The 16,183-nt window shown below is 60.8% G+C and carries 14 protein-coding genes; 6 read left to right on the plus strand and 8 right to left on the minus strand.

All coding sequences use genetic code 11. From position 1 onward, the window contains the following. Window positions 1–15 precede the first annotated feature (15 nt). The 4 genes from G8O24_RS06490 to G8O24_RS06505 are packed head-to-tail and all read right to left on the minus strand — an operon-like array spanning window position 16 to window position 4,820. Window positions 16–1,110 (minus strand): acyltransferase family protein, encoded by a 1,095-nt coding sequence (locus tag G8O24_RS06490; RefSeq protein WP_188097611.1) that lies wholly within the window; start codon window positions 1,108–1,110, stop codon window positions 16–18. After that, entirely contained in the window at window positions 1,107–2,210 is a 1,104-nt protein-coding gene (locus tag G8O24_RS06495; protein WP_188097533.1) for an acyltransferase family protein, read from the minus strand. Before G8O24_RS06495 ends, G8O24_RS06490 begins: the two co-directional genes overlap by 4 nt. A 10-nt stretch (window positions 2,211–2,220) precedes the next feature. After that, window positions 2,221–3,591 (minus strand): hypothetical protein, encoded by a 1,371-nt coding sequence (locus tag G8O24_RS06500; protein WP_188097531.1) that lies wholly within the window; start codon window positions 3,589–3,591, stop codon window positions 2,221–2,223. 8 nt (window positions 3,592–3,599) lie between these two features. Further along, a complete protein-coding gene (locus G8O24_RS06505; RefSeq protein ID WP_368736597.1) occupies window positions 3,600–4,820 on the minus strand; it encodes an acyltransferase family protein in 1,221 nt (406 codons plus the stop codon). Window positions 4,821–5,748: 928 nt separating this feature from the next. On the opposite strand from G8O24_RS06505, the gene G8O24_RS06510 reads away from it, so the two are divergent. Both G8O24_RS06510 and G8O24_RS06515 read left to right on the plus strand, forming a co-directional pair. After that, a complete protein-coding gene (locus G8O24_RS06510; RefSeq protein WP_188097613.1) occupies window positions 5,749–6,366 on the plus strand; it encodes a hypothetical protein in 618 nt (205 codons plus the stop codon). 27 nt (window positions 6,367–6,393) lie between these two features. Then, complete coding sequence (locus G8O24_RS06515) at window positions 6,394–8,643, plus strand: polysaccharide biosynthesis tyrosine autokinase (protein WP_188097615.1); 2,250 nt, start codon at window positions 6,394–6,396, stop codon at window positions 8,641–8,643. Between the two features lie 471 nt (window positions 8,644–9,114). On the opposite strand, the gene G8O24_RS06520 is transcribed toward G8O24_RS06515, so the two are convergent. Beyond that, window positions 9,115–10,539, minus strand: coding sequence for an exopolysaccharide biosynthesis polyprenyl glycosylphosphotransferase (locus tag G8O24_RS06520; RefSeq protein ID WP_188097617.1), 1,425 nt, complete (start codon window positions 10,537–10,539; stop codon window positions 9,115–9,117). 343 nt (window positions 10,540–10,882) lie between these two features. On the opposite strand from G8O24_RS06520, the gene G8O24_RS06525 reads away from it, so the two are divergent. Both G8O24_RS06525 and G8O24_RS06530 read left to right on the plus strand, forming a co-directional pair. Then, window positions 10,883–11,161 carry a hypothetical protein gene (locus tag G8O24_RS06525; protein ID WP_188097619.1) on the plus strand — a complete coding sequence of 93 codons (279 nt, stop codon included), beginning with the start codon at window positions 10,883–10,885 and terminating at the stop codon, window positions 11,159–11,161. A gap of 167 nt (window positions 11,162–11,328) precedes the next feature. Further along, a complete protein-coding gene (locus tag G8O24_RS06530; protein WP_188097521.1) occupies window positions 11,329–12,063 on the plus strand; it encodes a metallophosphoesterase family protein in 735 nt (244 codons plus the stop codon). A gap of 27 nt (window positions 12,064–12,090) precedes the next feature. Here G8O24_RS06530 and G8O24_RS06535 read toward each other — a convergent pair whose 3' ends face one another. The 3 genes from G8O24_RS06535 to rfbC form a co-directional block, all read right to left on the minus strand. After that, window positions 12,091–12,513 (minus strand): hypothetical protein, encoded by a 423-nt coding sequence (locus G8O24_RS06535; protein WP_188097620.1) that lies wholly within the window; start codon window positions 12,511–12,513, stop codon window positions 12,091–12,093. Between the two features lie 115 nt (window positions 12,514–12,628). Continuing rightward, a complete protein-coding gene (gene rfbD, locus G8O24_RS06540; protein WP_188097622.1) occupies window positions 12,629–13,525 on the minus strand; it encodes a dTDP-4-dehydrorhamnose reductase in 897 nt (298 codons plus the stop codon). Between the two features lies 1 nt (window position 13,526). After that, complete coding sequence (rfbC, locus tag G8O24_RS06545; RefSeq protein ID WP_188097698.1) at window positions 13,527–14,081, minus strand: dTDP-4-dehydrorhamnose 3,5-epimerase; 555 nt, start codon at window positions 14,079–14,081, stop codon at window positions 13,527–13,529. An 85-nt stretch (window positions 14,082–14,166) separates the two neighbouring features. Between rfbC and rfbA the strand changes: the two genes are divergently transcribed. Then, window positions 14,167–15,048, plus strand: a complete 882-nt coding sequence (gene rfbA, locus G8O24_RS06550; RefSeq protein WP_188097514.1) for a glucose-1-phosphate thymidylyltransferase RfbA — start codon at window positions 14,167–14,169, stop codon at window positions 15,046–15,048. Window positions 15,049–15,060: 12 nt separating this feature from the next. Then, window positions 15,061–16,125, plus strand: coding sequence for a dTDP-glucose 4,6-dehydratase (gene rfbB, locus G8O24_RS06555; RefSeq protein ID WP_188097624.1), 1,065 nt, complete (start codon window positions 15,061–15,063; stop codon window positions 16,123–16,125). The last annotated feature ends 58 nt before the right edge of the window (window positions 16,126–16,183 follow it).

Genomic DNA, 16,183 nt, shown 5'->3' on the forward strand with positions numbered 1-16,183 from the left:
CGTGAGGAACCGAGATCAGGCAGGACTGCGCGCCGCCCTCTTTCCGAACAAGGCGTTGCGGAACACGCTGTCAATCAGGCGGCGGAACCGCACCTCGATCAGCTCATAGCTCATGGCGCTCGCGATCAGCACCAGGACGGTCCCGATGATCACGAAGCCCGACCACAACAGCCATCGATCGTAGCCGCGCTCAACCAGCTTCAGACCCATCATCTGCAGTGGAAACAGCATGAACGGGTGGACCAGGTAGAAGCTGTAGCTGATCTTGCCGAGATATTGCAGCGGCGACGCCTTCAGGATGGTCGAGACGCCGGACCCGGGCGCAAGCACCATTCCGAACAGGAGGAAGCCCGGAATCAGGCTGACAAAGGGGTGGAAGAGATCGAGCGCCGCATACATCGCGGCAAAGCAGATCAGGCCCGCAGCCAGGCCCAAGGGACCGGAGGCGGGAATGCGGATGTTGGTGGCGCTGAAGAGCATGCCGATGCCGAAGAAGGCCGCGATCGGCCAATAGAACAGCGCAATCGCAGCCACCACCATCATGGGCGCCGCCAGCCACCAGTTCTTGAGCTGGACGACCGCACAGAAGGTCAGCGCGAACCAGATGTAGAACGCCCATTCATAGGTCAGGGTCCAGGCGTTCTGCTGGGCGATCGGCAAGCCCAGCGCGTTCTGCAGGAAGAACAGGTTGGCGATGAAAATCTCAAGATAGCCCGCAAGATCCAGACCGCGGAAGAACTTATACCCGACGAACGGCCCGACCAGGAACAGCGTCAGGTGCAAAATGACGAAGAGCGGCATGATGCGCAGAACACGATCGTAGATGAATTTCGCGATCGACGCATGCCGCACCAGGCTCGCCGGAATCAGGAAGCCGCTGATCATGAAGAACAGCTCGACCCCGTGCCCGCCGGAATTGAGCACGGCCTGAAGCCATGGCCAGATCGGCGGCAGGAAGCCCGCGCCTGGGACATCGGGCATGCCCCCCTTGGGCATGTCGCGAAAGTGACAGATCAGGACCGTGAGCGCGGCAATTCCGCGCAATCCCTGAATGGAAGGGACGAACGCGCCGCCCGATTCCGCATAGGATTTTTCGCTGTGGCTGCTCATTCGGCCCCCTGTCCCCGCAACGACGGCTGAAGTGTGACCGCACGAAGCGCCTGCGAACGAAACCGGAGACCAAAGGCTATCATCGGCTTCTCCACGGTGAGATAATTCAGCCAGCTGACCAAGATCGACACGCAGGCAACTCCGATCACAAAGACAGACCATTGCAGCGGGCTCTGCCCCGTTCCGAAAAAATGAACGACCACCACCAGCGCGTAGGGGCCCATCAGGTAGACCGAATAGCTGATGCGGCCGACGAACGACAGCACACCCACCGCGCCTCGCTCGCCTAGTCCGGCAAAGGCCACGAACACGATGGCAGCCGCGATATAGGCGGCCCCCATGCCGTAAGCACAGAAGAAATTGTCCTGGTAGTCCACGCCATAGCGCCGATAGGCGCAAACGGCCGCATAGAGCACGTAAAGCAGCGTGCAGATCGCGACATGACGCCACTGCAGGCGTTCGCCGATCACGGCATCGCGCACCACCTTGCCGAGGAACATCGCCGTCAGATCCAGCATGAGCTCCAGCAGCCCCCAGAAGAGATGCGCCTTGACGAACGGAGCCGCCACGATCGCAGTCAGAGAGGCCGCCACGACGATGCAAATCGCGGTCCAGCGCGTCCTCAGGAACCCGATCGCAAACAACGCGATGCATGCGACATAGAAGATCAGCTCAACGGCCAACGTCCAATACCCGATGTTGAGGTTCGGGACGTTCATGAACATCTGCAACATCGTGATGTTGGCAAGGATCTGCGACAGCGGAAATGTCTTGGCTTCGAACCCCGGCGCGATGAGCAAGACAACGACGATCGACACCCAATAGGCCGGATAGAGCCTGAAAACGCGGCTGATCGCAAAGTCCCGGATCGGCGCCGAGCTGTCGGGAAAGCTGTTCGGAATCACGAAGCCGCTGACGAAGAAGAACAGCGCGACGCCGAAGCGGCCGAAATTGAAGTATTCGCCGACCGCATTGTGGAGGATCCGATAGTAATCACCGGCGGACCCGTTCAGCACGATCTGCTCCAGCGCGTGCTGGAGCAGCACCGCGAGGACCGCGATGCCGCGCAAGGTATCTATGAATGCGAGCCGCCTGTGCATCGCCCGCCCTTCAACCCGACTCGTTCAATCGAGGCGTGGCTCCGGCCATTGCCGGCACGCCCTGGGCGGCCGCGCTCGGATGCAGCGCATAGCCTCGTTTCGTCCTTCCGCCCTGGAAGACGAAGGAAGCGCGCCTGGAGAACACGTCGCTGAAGATGAACGACATCAGCAACAGCCCCGACGCCGGCCCATAATCAGCCACCGTGATGCTGAAGATATTCAGCACGAATATAAGCGACAATTTGTAAATGTCGGTCGTCAGCAGGGTTGCTCGGATGACAAAAAACATGAAGGCGACGAAAGGCAGACCAAACATCAGAAAGGTGACGAGATAGAAATTATCGACCGGTACCCAGTAGGACGTCAGGTTTGAAAACTGATTCATGGGATAGTTGAAGCAGCCCACGCCGCACCCGGTGATATAGCCGATCGGCATCAACTGAGACATGAAGACGAACGGCTTCTGCCAGCTGTTGTTGATCCGGTCGACCAGGCTGAAGAGAAGAGCTTTTTGACCGACCGACGTCCCGCCGAACACCAGGATCAGGAAGATGGGAACCAGGATCGTGGCATAGGACCATGCCGCCAACATCCTCAAGGTCGGGAAACGCATTCTTTCAGGCATTGCGCGGACGACGAGCAAGGCGAGGAGATACATGGCGAGAACGCCCATGGTCGTCTTGCTCGTTGTCAGCTTCAACGCATAGAGAGCGACCCCGCCGCAAACGAGACACCACCACACGTTCTTTCGTATCGACGTCATGACGAAGCCGACCAGAATGAAGAGGCTGACGACGGTGCTATCCTCGCAGAAGCCGGAGAGTCGCTGCTCGGAGCCTGCCCACCACAGCCGCCCGGCCTGCCGCTTCACGCCGAACGCCTCATAGGTGTAATTGAGCCACGGCGCCTTCCAATACGCCGACAGCACGACGCCGAAGATCGATGCGTAGAAGAGTACCGACATCAGCAGCAGCAGCTTCTTGTAGGCAGCCGTGTTCGAATCGCAAAAGCTGAAGCCGATGAAAACCGGCAGGATCATCTTGAAAGACGAGGCGAGCGCCGTGGAGTTGCCGAGAAAGAGATAGCCGATCCCGAGCGACAGGAAGATCCACACCAGCACGACCAGGGCGATGATGCTCCGGTTCTGGATGATGCAGCGGTAAATGAACAGGAAGAGACAGATGAATCCGAAGCCATCCGGTATGAACCAGATCGGGCTCAGATGCGCGATGTAGAGATAGTATCGCGCGGCGGCCGAGAAATCATCGCGCAGGAAATATGTGGCCATGGCAACGGCCTCGAGGCTGAACGCCCCCCACATCAGCAGCGGGAACCGCAATATCGGCATCGTCCGGCGTAGCGCGAGCGTTGTCGTCGTCATATCGGTCCTCAGCTCGACAGCCGTGTGGAGGGCTCCGCCGGCGCCGGCGAATAGGCCGCCACTCCGTGGAAGATGTTTCGCACCAGCCTTGACCCGGGCAGTTCAATCCACCGATAGGTCAATTGCGACAGAGCGAGCACGGCGCCGAGCACGACCAGCAGATTGAGCGTCGGCGCCAACCCCGGATGGATTGCCTCGAGGCTTGCCACTGCATGCTTGCCCACGGCGCGAACAAAATACTCGGCGAGCAGCACGACGAAGGCGTGGACCATGTAAATCGAGTACGATCGTTCACCGAGCCATAGCAGTGGCCTGATGCTGAGCATGCCGGGGACGACCGCGGCCCTGGGAAACGCCAAGAGCGAGCCGAGCAGCACCGCAAAAGTCACCGGCACAAGGTAACTCATCCACGGATGGGCCTCCGTCAACGCGACATGCGCAACTGATGCCACCACGGCCGCAAGCTGGATGGCGCCCTGCAAGGCCGGGCTGATGTCGCGCGGCAATGCCTCGACTGCTTTCACAGCGAGCACGCCGAGAAAGAAGCTCGTGAAGCAGCGCAGCAGGCCCCAGTCGAACTGCACGTCCAATTGCGGTGCCGCCACCACCATCGTGAGGATCAACCAGCTGCAGACCGCCAGTGCGACGGCCCCGCCGTAAAACCAGGCGAGCGAATTAAACCGCTGCGCGGCCAGCAGCATCAGGCCGAACACGAGATAGGTGTAGAATTCGACGCTGATGCTCCAGCTCGGCGCATTCCAGCTCAGGTACTGAACAAGGCCGACGGACTGCAACAGGAAGACATTCAGGAAGAACGAATACCCGTTGTTGACTTCGAACGCCGCGGGAGCGGTCACGACGATCCCGGCCATCACCAATCCAAGCCCGATGCGCGCGAGGCGGAATAGCAGCAACACGAGAAGCATCACGATGTGAAGGGGATATACGCGCGCGAACCGTCGGGCCATGAACTCGCGCAAGGAAAATCGCCCGAAATCGGGTTGCAGATAGTTCAACGACATCACGATGCCGCTGAGCACGAAAAACAGATCGACCATGAATCCGCCGCTGCGGAAGAACGCGCAATCGATCCAGGCACGATTCGGAAACGCCGCGAGGAATGTCGGCATCAGGATGACGTGGTGAATCACCACGGTAACCGCAGCAATTCCCCGAATGCTGTCCAGCGTGAGGACATGCTCTTTCTCGCGATGGACGGGCACCGTCACGGCAATTTCCTAGCACTTTGCAGCGCAACATTTCTACTGAGCATTCGACGTGAGCACAATGTTCGGCTCGCATTTCTTGCATGCAGATCGATGGAAGAGCCGCCCACATCAAATGCACGAGCGCGACGACGCGCTTCGCCGCACACGATCCGTCGACAAGCCGCGAAGGAAACGATCGCGCACTTCTGGATGAGCAACTGGTGATCCACAGAACAAGAAGCCCATCAGCCAACGCATCTCTTGCCGTCGATGTCCCTCGCTTTGCGTGCTCGCAGCACAACGCAACTAGCCTCTTCATTCGACACGAATGTGGCAAAAGAGCATCGCGCTTCGGGAACTCAAATGCGGCGCCGCTGCGGCTGTCAGTGGTTGATCTTGTGAGACGCTCATGATGCCCGCTCGCAGTCTCGCTGCTGCCTATCTGGGAAGCATGATGCTCGATGATTTCTCATCGTCGCCGATCTCGTCATCAGTCTCGCCGTCGGCTGACGACTGCCGCAACGACCGCGCAATCACCAGTCACCACAAACTGATCGCGACCGGATCGCCGCAAGTGGATTTACATCTTGCAGTTGCAGGAAGGAATTGTGGAACGAATCATCGAGGCGCGGCTTTCGGATAGCGACGTCGCACTGGACAATTTGTACTTGCCCGTTCGCGCAAGGAGTTCCGCGGTCAGGAATGGATTGCGATGCAGTTCGGCAATCAACCTGCGATTCCGGCGAACATCGGCGATCAAGAGCGCAAGCTTTCGCTTGCATGTGGTGGGCTTGCAAACAGGCCGATCGCTGAGCGTAGAATTTGCCGAGAATCTCCGAGCTTCGTACTAAATTTTGCACCGCACAAGAATTTGACATAGTTAAGCGCGACACTGTGCCTGAAAGAATCCTTGCGACGATGTGTCCTTGCGACGATGTGAATGAGCGCAATGAGCGGTTTGGCCCTGCTTCAACGACGACAATCTCCCGGTCGCCCGCTGAGCGGGCTTCGCGCAGCGCTTGCGGTCGCAGGGCTGACACTGGCGTGCGCGGGTCGTTGCGAGGCCCAATGCGTCGACCAATCGGAGCGCGTCCCCGCAACCATTTTGAAGGTCTTCCAGACGGAACCTGCGTCGCTGCTCCACGACCCCACCGTGCGCGGCGACAGCAGCAAGCTCACAGGCCGGTTTGCTGCCTATATCGTGAGCGACCTGACACTCCTGACCGCCGTCCGCGATCTCGTCAGCGAATCCGCCAATGCCGAACGGAGCTCGATCGGCATGGCGCTGCGTCGGGCGCAGCTGATCTGTCTGTCGCGCAAGCCCGAGAATGCCCAGAAGACCCGTCAGTTTGTGCAAAAGCTGGCAGACTCTGCCGTTAGCTCGGGCTACTCCGCGGAGCTTGAGGCCGTCGAATTCAATCCGAACGCGGTGGCCTCCCCCTCCCTAGGTGGAAGCGCGCCGGGATCGGCAAGCAACAAGCCTTCCACTTCGGCGAACAGCCTCATGACTGGTGAATGGAGCACGGATATCGGCGATCCGTTTGCTCCTGCGCCGCTCCCCCAATAACCCCACGTCAGGTCGATGAACATTCAGATGTATCAGCCCAGAGAGCAATTTCATCTGCAGGAGAGGTCCGCGGTCGAGATGGCGGCATCGACGCTCAGCCTCGAGCGGATCATTGGCATTCTGCGCCGGCAATGGCCTGTTATCGCAACGGTCGTGGGAGTGGCCCTGGCGATCTGTCTCGTCTACCTGCTGACCGCGACGCCGATGTACACGGCGAACACGCGTATCCTGATGGACACGCGCCAGACACAGGTGCTTGACAAGGACAACGGCACGAACAACGCGCTGATCGACCCCGGCTTCGTCGACAGTCAGGTCGAGATCATCACCTCCGACGATCTGATCCGGTCCGTGGTCCGCCGCCTGAATCTGACGGCGGATCCCGAGTTTAACGGCGATGATCCGGGCCTCTTGGGTGCCCTTATCGGTAAAGTCATCGGATTGTTCGGCTCGGACGGGCCTGCGTCGAAGGAGCGGATCGAACGCGGAACGGTTGCCGCGGTCGAGAACAATCTCAAGGTCGAGCGCCTGCTGACGACCTACGTCCTGTCGGCCAGCTTCAAGTCGCGGGATCCGGACAAGGCGGCGAAGATCGCCAACGAGATCGCGGATGCCTATATCGTGGGCGCCCTCGACGCAAAATATCAGTCCACCAAGCGCGCCAGCGAAGGGCTTCAGCAGCGCAGCGCCGATTTGCGCGAGCAAGCGACCGCCAGCGACCGCGCCGTGCAGACCTTCAAGAGCCAGAACAATATCGTTGGTACCAGCCGCGGCTTGATGAACGAGCAGCAGCTGACCGACGTCAACACGCAACTGATCCAGGCCCGCGCGTCCACCGCCGAGGCCAAGGCCCGGCTCGACCGCATCGATGCGATCACCGACAAGGACCTGGCCCAGCCGACGGTCACCGACGCGCTGAACAATCCCGTGATCACCCGGCTGCGCGCGCAATATCTCGACCTGCAGGCGCAGTATTCCGATTGGTCGGCCCGCTACGGCAAGACCCATCAAGCCTCGATCAATCTGGCCAGCCGCATGGAGGAGCTGCGCAAGTCGATCGCAGACGAAGTCAAGCGCATCGGCGACGCCTATCGCAGCGACTACGAAATCGCCAAGAGCCGCGAGACGTCGCTGGAGGAAAACCTCAAGAATCTGGTCAGCCAGGCCGGCAACACCGGCCAGGCGCAGGTGAAGCTGCGCGACCTCGAGAGCGCCGCCGACACCTATCGCAACCTGTACAACAGCTTCCTCGAGAAGCAGCAGCAGGCAATGCAAAACCAGAGCTTCCCCATCAGCGAATCCCGCATCATCAGCACCGCCGTCAAGCCGGACCGCAAGAGCTCGCCCAAGACGATACTCTCGCTGATCGGAGCCCTGTTCGGTGGCCTCTGCTTCGGCCTCGGAGCCGCCTTCGCCCGGGAAATGCTGAGCGACGTCCTTCGCGCGCCGACCGAGGTCGAGGAGGAGATCGGCGTCAAATGCCTGGGGGTGCTGCCCGCCATCGGCACCAAGGCGATGGGCTTGCCGAAGCTGCGCCGGTCGCGATCGCAGGATGGCGAGCCGGCCGAGCCCAGCGGCCAGCTGTCCCGCTACGACATCGATCATCCCTTCTCGCGCTATGCTGAGACCATGCGCATCATCAAGGTTTCGATCGATCTCGCGCGGCTCTCTCGCGAGGTGAAGGTCATCGGCATCGTGTCCTCGCTTCCGAAGGAAGGGAAGACCACGGTTTCGGCCAACTTCGCCCATCTCACCGCGTTCACCGGCAAGCGTGTGCTGCTGATCGACGGCGATCTCCATACGCGCTCGTTGACCAGGGAGCTCGACCCGACTGCGAAGAGCGGATTGCTCGAGGCTCTCAAGAATCCGCAATCGGTTGGACACCAGATCAGGCGCAGCGCAGAGACCGGACTGGATTTCCTGCCTTCGTTTGCGGTTTCTCGGATGGTGAATTCCGCCGACATCATGGCCTCGAAGGCGATGGCCGACCTGCTGACGCTGCTGCGAAACGAATACGACTACATCGTCATCGATCCGGCTCCGGTGATGCCGGTGACCGATGCCAAGGCGATCAGCCACCTCGCCGACGCCTACATCTATGTCATCGAATGGGGCCGCACGACGCGCACTGCCCTGCAGGAATCGCTGTCGAGCTCGGAAGGCATTCAGAAGAAGGTGCTCGGCGCGGTTCTCAACGGTGCAAACCCGAAGATGCTGAAGCGCATCGAAGGCTATAAGGGCTCGCACTACAACGCGTATTATGTCGAAGGAGCCTGAGGCGACGCCGGCGCCTGGGTCCGGCTCACGCCTGGAGCCCATTCCTGCCGCCGGTATCAACCCTGACCTGGGGCCAGCATCACCAACCTGACCCGAACCGTCGGTAATCCTGGATTTGCCAGACAGGTCCCATAGCCAGCGAGTCTTGTGCCCGGGCGTATCGTAACCCCAGACCTGCCGGTGGCTCAGCCGCGCGTGCGAACCAAAGTGGCTGGCGCGCTTCTCGCCCTGCACCGATCGATCGGCCGCCGACATGACCGTGCGCGGCCACCGACCCGAGCCAGGCGAATGTCGAGGCCGTTGAATCGGATGGGCAAGACCCCTGTTGGGTGCGCTCAACCGGATCTTTCGGATCGCTTGGGACCTTCTCGGCCGGCGCTCATCACAGGATGGCCAACGACAAAAACCATCGCGTCTACTGCAGAGCCGACAATCCTCGGCCGCTTCGGACCGACGCGAGCCCTGCCGCGCTCAGTAGGCTTCGTGATGGACCAGCGCCAGCGCAGTCTTCAGGATGATCCTGATGTCGAGCCAGATGCTCCAGTTGCTGACGTACCAGACATCGTATTCGACGCGCTTTTCCATCAGGTCGATGGTCGGTGTCTCGCCACGAAAACCGTTGACCTGGGCCCAACCGGTTAGACCCGGCTTCATGTGGTGCCGATACACGTAGTTGCTGATGAGCTGGTCGTAATAATTGTCGTGGGCCAACGCATGCGGCCGTGGCCCGACCAGCGACATCTCGCCGCGCAGGACGTTCCAGAGCTGCGGTAGCTCGTCAATGCTGGTCCGTCGCAACATGCGACCAACCCGGGTGACCCGCACATCGGACCTCGTCGCCTGCGTCACGGTGTGACCATTCTCCGCCACCGTCATGGAACGGAACTTCCAGATCTGGAAGGGCTTGCCGTTGAACCCGCGTCGGGACTGCTTGAAGATCACGCTGCCCGCCGAGTCCAGCTTGATCATGACCGCGGCCGTCACCAACAGGGGCGCCAGCAGCAGCAGGGCAAACGAGGCAAGGCCAACATCGAGGCAGCGCTTCTGCGCCCGCTCGAACACGGTGAGCGGTGCACGTTGAATCTCGATGGCAACCGTTCCGCTGACGGGCTGAAACGGGCGAGAAACGAGATCGGCGATCGGGAAGTCGGGCAGCAGCCGGATCGGCTGCGGGACGACACGAAGGTTGTGGCTCAGCCGCTGCAGCAGAGGCTTTTCGACCCTGCTGATCTTATGAAGATAGCCCGCGACAACGGCCCCGAGCGTCTGCCGCACCACGCCGCGAATCGCGTGATCCCACCCGGCACCGTCTGCGCATGGTCCGAGAACGTAATGCCGCACGACGTTGAAACCGTGCTTGCGCAGATCCTTGAAACGAATTGAGGTGAAAACGAGTGGTTTCAGACTGAGCAACATGATTTTGAGGTCGACCAGACGGCCCCTGGCGTAGCACGAATTCAAGGCAATGCGCCACAGCACCCGAAGCCCAGCCAAGGCAATGCCGCCAGTCGCAGCAAACAGCAGCGTGGTTCCGCGCGACAGATCCGCCGACGATTTGAGCAGAAACGCTTCGACCGCGAGTATCGTCAGCGAGACGATCCAGATCGCCAGCGTCTTGCGCAGCTGCCAGACTGCGCCCAGGAGACGATGATGTTCGTAGATGCCCTGGAAGTACGAGATCGTCACGAACACCGCGGCGACGACGAGACCCGCACCAACCGACGAATCCTGCTCGGCCACGAGCAGACGATACAATCCACTCTCCGCGGAATATCTAAGCCGGAGTTCAAGTAAGTCACCCGCGAGCAGCACGATCTGGAGAGGGTGTTGTAGGGCACTGCGACGGTTCGCGACAGCCGAATAGACGTTGCCCGAACCATAACTAGCTACAGCCATCCGTCCCTCGCTGCCTCGCCACGCACTCGCAGCCGATAAGTGCAAGCGGTCGATTCAAACTTGCGATGCGTGTTGCGGAATGTCTTAACCAAACAAAGCAACATTGCGGCACTGCAACCAAAAAAACCGATTCGATTTCTGCACTGCGGCGTCTGCATACGTCGGTGATCAAAGCGCGGTCGCGGGTGTGACCTTTGGCTGAGCAACGTGACGCGCTTCGTGCCAATCGCACGCATTTTACGCAACATTGCGCAGATATTTGAACGGTTATTCAACCCTGTTGCTTAAGCGACCCTTAGGGCGGGACCGGCCACACTGATGGTCGGTTCGGGGGAGTTGTGCCGTGAGTACTATCGCCATTTTCAGTCTGTTGATCGGATCGTTGCTCGGGGGTCGCTTCAGAGTTTTCATCCTGCCTCCTGCCATCGTCCTCGGTGCCGCGCTGATCGGCGGGATGTCTGCATGGCAAGGACAGGGACCGGCTCACACGGTCGGCATGATCTTGCTGTTTGCGACGGTGTTGCAGCTTGGTTATTGCTGCGGCGCCATCCTGAGCCGCGCTCGCGTGGTCGGCTATCGTGGCAAGGCCGCACCGTCGTTCGACGGCAGCAGCCTCAGCTGACGAGGCCGGGCCGCAAATCGACGCGCCACCTATCGGCATGGTCATCCGGCAGCCGTCCAAAACGGGACGTTCACATCGCCGTGGACATAAAAACCGCGCTTGCTGAGCCGGATCGGTCGATAGCATATTGACATCCCGGGCGAAGCTCTTTCCAAGAGTTGAACCCCATGATCACGCTCCCTTCCCAGAACTCGCCCCGGCCGAAGCTGCCGAACGGCGTGCGGATCTACGCGCTCACGGACATTCACGGCTGCGCGCATCTGCTCGAGCAGATGTTCGCCGTCATCGATGCCGACATGGCGAACAGCCGCCCCTATCGCGCCATCGAGGTCTTTCTCGGCGACTACATCGATCGCGGACCGGACTCCCGTCGTACCCTCGACCTTCTGATACAGCGCAGCCGGTACCGCAACACGGTCTTTCTCAAGGGCAATCACGAGGCCTATTTCACCGCGATGCTGGACGATCCCTCGCGCGCGGCCGACTGGCTTCAGTTCGGCGGCCTGCAGACCCTGATGTCCTACGGGATCTCAGCGCCTCCAGATCTTGGCGAGGACGAACAGGCCGATCTCGTGCGCGAACTCATCTCGGCGATGCCGCCGCAGCACATCGCGTTCCTGCGCCAGCTGCGGCCGACATTCACATGCGGCGACTTTTTCTTTGTGCATGCGGGCGTTCGTCCCGGAATTCCGCTATCCGAACAGCGTGAGCAGGATCTGCTCTGGATCAGGGACGAATTTCTCCAGAGCAAGAAGCGCTTCGGCAAATACGTCGTGCACGGCCATACGCCGGTACGTCAGGCCGAGTTGCTCGAGAACCGCGCCAATATCGACACCGGAGCCTATGCCACCGGCAACCTGACGCTGCTGTCGATTCAGGGCGACAGCATGCTCGCGATCTAGCGACGCGCCGGCACGCGGCGCGGAACATCAGTTGGGTTGGCTTGATGGTTGCCGGTATTCCGGAAACCGGCTGAGCATCGCCGCCTTCAGGAACTTGAAATGGGCGATCGAGGCCGTGAGCTCTTTGAGCCTGCGCTGGCCGTTCAGGATTTCCCTGTCGAACAGATCCTGGTGGTGATTGTCCAGCGCCTCGCGTTCGAGATATTCGTCATCGCCATGGCCGATGGTCACGGCCGCGCGCGCCAGCACGTCTTCCACCCGGCGGTTCAGGCCGGATTGCTCGCGCTCCGCGGCCTGCAGCGCGTTCTCGATCGCGGCCATGATGGCTTCGATGCGCGTCCGATCGGTTTCGGCGTCGCGCTCGGGCGAGCGTGCACGAAACGTCTGCTCTCCGCCGAAACGGTCTTTCAGGAAATTGTGAGTGCGGGCCCGCAAGAAGAGCTGAAACATGCGTGCATTTCCGGTTCGAGGCACCAGACCGGAAAATGGGCCCTGGATGGTTAATAAAGTTTAAAGCCTGACGCACCTTGCGCTCCGGCGCGGCCTCTGGCCGAGCGGAGCGCGTTCAGATCGCGGCCTTCAGGGCATCCAGTTCTCGATCGAGCGCATGCTGCCAGCTCGGCGGTGCAATCCCGAAGCGCTCGCGCAGCCGGGTCACATCAAGGCGGGAATTGGCGGGCCGCTTCGCCTTCACGGGAAATTCGTCCGAACGGATCGGAACGATCTCCTTCACCGCGAAGCTGACGCCCCTCGATTGCAGCCCGGAAACGATTGCCGTCGCAAAGCCGTGCCAGCTGGTCTCGCCCGCGCAGACCAGATTGACGACGCCACCTCGCGCCTCGAACATACCGCGAAGCTCCTCGTCGTTCCGCGGCAGCATCGCAACCACCGCTTGCGCAATGGCATGGGCACTTGTCGGCGCGCCGATCTGGTCGGCAACGATGCGCAGCTGCTCGCGTTCTCCGGCAAGCCGCACGATGGTCTTGAGAAAATTCGCACCTGACGCAGCGTACACCCAGGACGTCCGCGCGATCACGTGCAGGGAACCGGCCTCGGCGATCGCCAAGTCGCCGGCGAGCTTGCTTTTGCCATACACCGAGAGCGGTCCCGGCGTGCGGTTCGCGCGCCTGGGGCTTCCACCGGTTCCTTCTAAGCCATAGTCCGTCGAAAAATGCACGAGCGGCACGCCGCGAGGCGCCGCCCATCGGGCGATCGCGGCAGGCGCGTCCGCGTTGACCCGAAAAGCGAGCTCGCGCTCGTCTTCGGCACGATCGACGGCGGTGTAGGCAGCCGGGTTGACGATCAGATGCGGCTTGATCGAGTCCAATCTGTCTGCGAGCTCGTCCGGCCGCGACAGGTCGAACTGTTCCCGCGATGGCGCAACGACGTCGGCTCGTTCGCGAAGCAACGGAAGCAGAGTTCCGCCCACCTGCCCGGCAGCGCCCGTCAGGAGGATCCTCATGTCAAATCTCTCCGTAACGCGGCAGATTCTTCATATCGGCAAGCAATGGCGCATCGGCATCCTTCGGCGACAGCGAGGGATCTGCGAGGCCCCAGTCGATGCCGATCGCCGGGTCATTCCACCGAATGGAGATCTCGTCCTTCGGGCTGTAGAGCGCGTCGCATTTGTAGAAGAAGTCGGCCGTCTCGGAGAGAACGGCAAATCCATGCGCGAATCCGCGTGGAACCCACAATTGCCTGCGGTTGTCCTCGCTCAATTCGACCGCAACGTGACGCCCAAAATTCGGGCTACCGACTCGAACATCGACAGCAACATCCAAGACTCGACCGCGAAGTGCTGAGACCAGCTTGCCCTGCGTGAACGGATTCTGCAGATGCAACCCACGCAACACCCCGTGACGCGAGCGTGACAGATTGTCCTGAACGAACGGCCGCGCAATCCCGCTCTGCGCGTAGCGCTCGAACTGATAAGTCTCCAAGAAAAAGCCGCGTTGATCGCCGAACAGTTTCGGCTCGATGATCAGAACTTCGGGCAGATCCGTCTTGATAACGTTCATTCCAGCGACTTCCGCTTCGCGCACACATCGATGTTGTGCAGCGCACACTATCTGATATTTTCGAACGGGTAAACCGGAGGGACCAATGAAGGGAATCATCCTCGCTGGCGGAACTGGCTCGCGCCTTTATCCTGTCACGACCGTGGTGTCGAAGCAGCTGCTACCGGTTTTCGACAAACCGATGATCTACTATCCGCTGTCAACGTTGATGCTCGCTGGAATTCGCGACATCCTCATCATTTCGACTCCGCAGGACAAGCCGCTGTTCCAACGCCTGCTCGGCGATGGATCGGAGATTGGCGTCAAATTCTCATACGCCACGCAGGAAACACCGCGCGGTCTTGCCGACGCGTTCATCGTTGGCCGCGAATTCGTGGGATCGGATTCCGTCGCTCTTGTTCTCGGCGACAACATCTTCTACGGCCACGGACTTCCGGAAATGCTCGCCAAGGCCGCAGCGCGCAAGAGCGGCGCCACGATCTTCGGCTATGTCGTCGTCTCCCCCGAACAATACGGCGTGGTTGAGCTCGACACTGATGGACGCGCGCGATCGATCGAAGAGAAGCCCAAGCAGCCGAAGTCGAATGTGGCCGTAACCGGGCTTTATTTCTACGACAATGCGGTGGTCGACATCGCCGCAGGGATCAAGCCTTCTGCGCGGGGCGAGATCGAGATCACCGACGTGAACAACGCCTACCTCAAACGCGGCGATCTGTTCGTCGAGGTGCTCGGGCGCGGGTTCGCCTGGCTCGACACCGGCACGCACGCCTCGCTGGTCGAAGCCAGTCATTTCGTCCAGATCCTGGAGCAGCGCCAGGGCTTGCGCATCGCCTGCCCAGAGGAGATCGCATTGCGCCGCGGTTACATCTCCCTCGACGCCTTCACGAAGGTCGCCGAGAAGACCGCCAAGAGCAGCTACGGCCAGTATCTGCATTCGGTGGCCCGCTCCTTCGCCGCTCAAGCCTGAGGTAGATCACCCATGCGTTTCAAAGGCTCCACGATTTTCGTCACGGGCGGTGCGGGTTTCATTGGCTCCGCGGTCGTCCGTCACCTGCTCCGCGACACGCAGGCGCGCGTCGTCAACATCGACAAGCTGACTTATGCGGCAAACCTCGAGTCAATTCCGGATGCCGATGCGAACCCACGCTACACATTCGAGAGGCAATGCATTTGTGAGGCTGCCTCGCTGCGCAAGCTGTTCGAGAAGTACCAGCCGGCCGCGGTGATGAACCTGGCGGCCGAGAGCCATGTCGATCGCTCGATCGACGGCCCCGGCGAATTCATCCAGACCAACATCGTCGGCACCTTCACGCTGCTTCAGGAGGCGCTGCGATACTGGCGGGCGCTATCCTCGGAGCGCCGCTCGCAGTTCCGCTTCCTCCACATCTCGACCGACGAGGTGTTCGGATCGCTCGGCAAGGACGGCTACTTCACCGAAACCACGTCCTATTCACCGAATTCGCCCTACTCGGCGAGCAAGGCGTCGTCCGACCATCTGGTCCGCGCCTGGCGCGAGACCTATGATCTTCCGACGATGGTGACGAACTGCTCGAACAATTACGGGCCTTATCACTTTCCCGAGAAGCTCATTCCCCACATCATCATCAAGGGGCTCGCGGGAGAACCGCTGCCGGTTTACGGCGATGGACAGAACATCCGCGACTGGCTCTACGTCGAGGACCATGCCAAGGCGCTGACGCTTGTGCTCGAGCGCGGTGCGATCGGCGAGACATACAATGTCGGCGGCCGCAACGAGCGCACCAACCTGCACGTCGTGGAAAGCATTTGCGACCTGCTCGACGAGATGTCGCCGCACGCGGCAGGCTCCCGACGTGGCCTCATTTCGTTCGTCGCCGACCGCCCTGGTCACGATCGGCGCTACGCCATCGACGCTTCGAAGCTCGAGCGCGAACTCGGATGGCGGGCGGATGAGAATTTTGAAAGCGGGCTGGCCAAGACCGTTCGCTGGTTCTTCGACAACAGGCCATGGTGGCAAGCCATTCTCGATCGCGGCTACCAGCAGAAGCGCATCGGCCTCGGATAGCCCCCTTTCGCCGGCGGCCGCCGTCCCGCAAGAGGGCGGCCGCAGCCCGGCCGCGTCC

It is taken from the genome of Bradyrhizobium campsiandrae (assembly GCF_014529705.1).
Taxonomy (GTDB): domain Bacteria; phylum Pseudomonadota; class Alphaproteobacteria; order Rhizobiales; family Xanthobacteraceae; genus Bradyrhizobium; species Bradyrhizobium campsiandrae.

What these genes read in the sequence shown, in the direction of transcription:
- G8O24_RS06490 (WP_188097611.1), bottom strand. Translation starts at nt 1,110, where the DNA reads ATGAGCAGCCACAGCGAAAAATCCTATGCGGAATCGGGCGGCGCGTTC.
- G8O24_RS06495 (WP_188097533.1), bottom strand. Translation starts at nt 2,210, where the DNA reads ATGCACAGGCGGCTCGCATTCATAGATACCTTGCGCGGCATCGCGGTC.
- G8O24_RS06500 (WP_188097531.1), bottom strand. Translation starts at nt 3,591, where the DNA reads ATGACGACGACAACGCTCGCGCTACGCCGGACGATGCCGATATTGCGG.
- G8O24_RS06510 (WP_188097613.1), top strand. Translation starts at nt 5,749, where the DNA reads ATGAGCGGTTTGGCCCTGCTTCAACGACGACAATCTCCCGGTCGCCCG.
- G8O24_RS06515 (WP_188097615.1), top strand. Translation starts at nt 6,394, where the DNA reads ATGTATCAGCCCAGAGAGCAATTTCATCTGCAGGAGAGGTCCGCGGTC.
- G8O24_RS06520 (WP_188097617.1), bottom strand. Translation starts at nt 10,539, where the DNA reads ATGGCTGTAGCTAGTTATGGTTCGGGCAACGTCTATTCGGCTGTCGCG.
- G8O24_RS06530 (WP_188097521.1), top strand. Translation starts at nt 11,329, where the DNA reads ATGATCACGCTCCCTTCCCAGAACTCGCCCCGGCCGAAGCTGCCGAAC.
- G8O24_RS06535 (WP_188097620.1), bottom strand. Translation starts at nt 12,513, where the DNA reads ATGTTTCAGCTCTTCTTGCGGGCCCGCACTCACAATTTCCTGAAAGAC.
- rfbD (WP_188097622.1), bottom strand. Translation starts at nt 13,525, where the DNA reads ATGAGGATCCTCCTGACGGGCGCTGCCGGGCAGGTGGGCGGAACTCTG.
- rfbC (WP_188097698.1), bottom strand. Translation starts at nt 14,081, where the DNA reads ATGAACGTTATCAAGACGGATCTGCCCGAAGTTCTGATCATCGAGCCG.
- rfbA (WP_188097514.1), top strand. Translation starts at nt 14,167, where the DNA reads ATGAAGGGAATCATCCTCGCTGGCGGAACTGGCTCGCGCCTTTATCCT.
- rfbB (WP_188097624.1), top strand. Translation starts at nt 15,061, where the DNA reads ATGCGTTTCAAAGGCTCCACGATTTTCGTCACGGGCGGTGCGGGTTTC.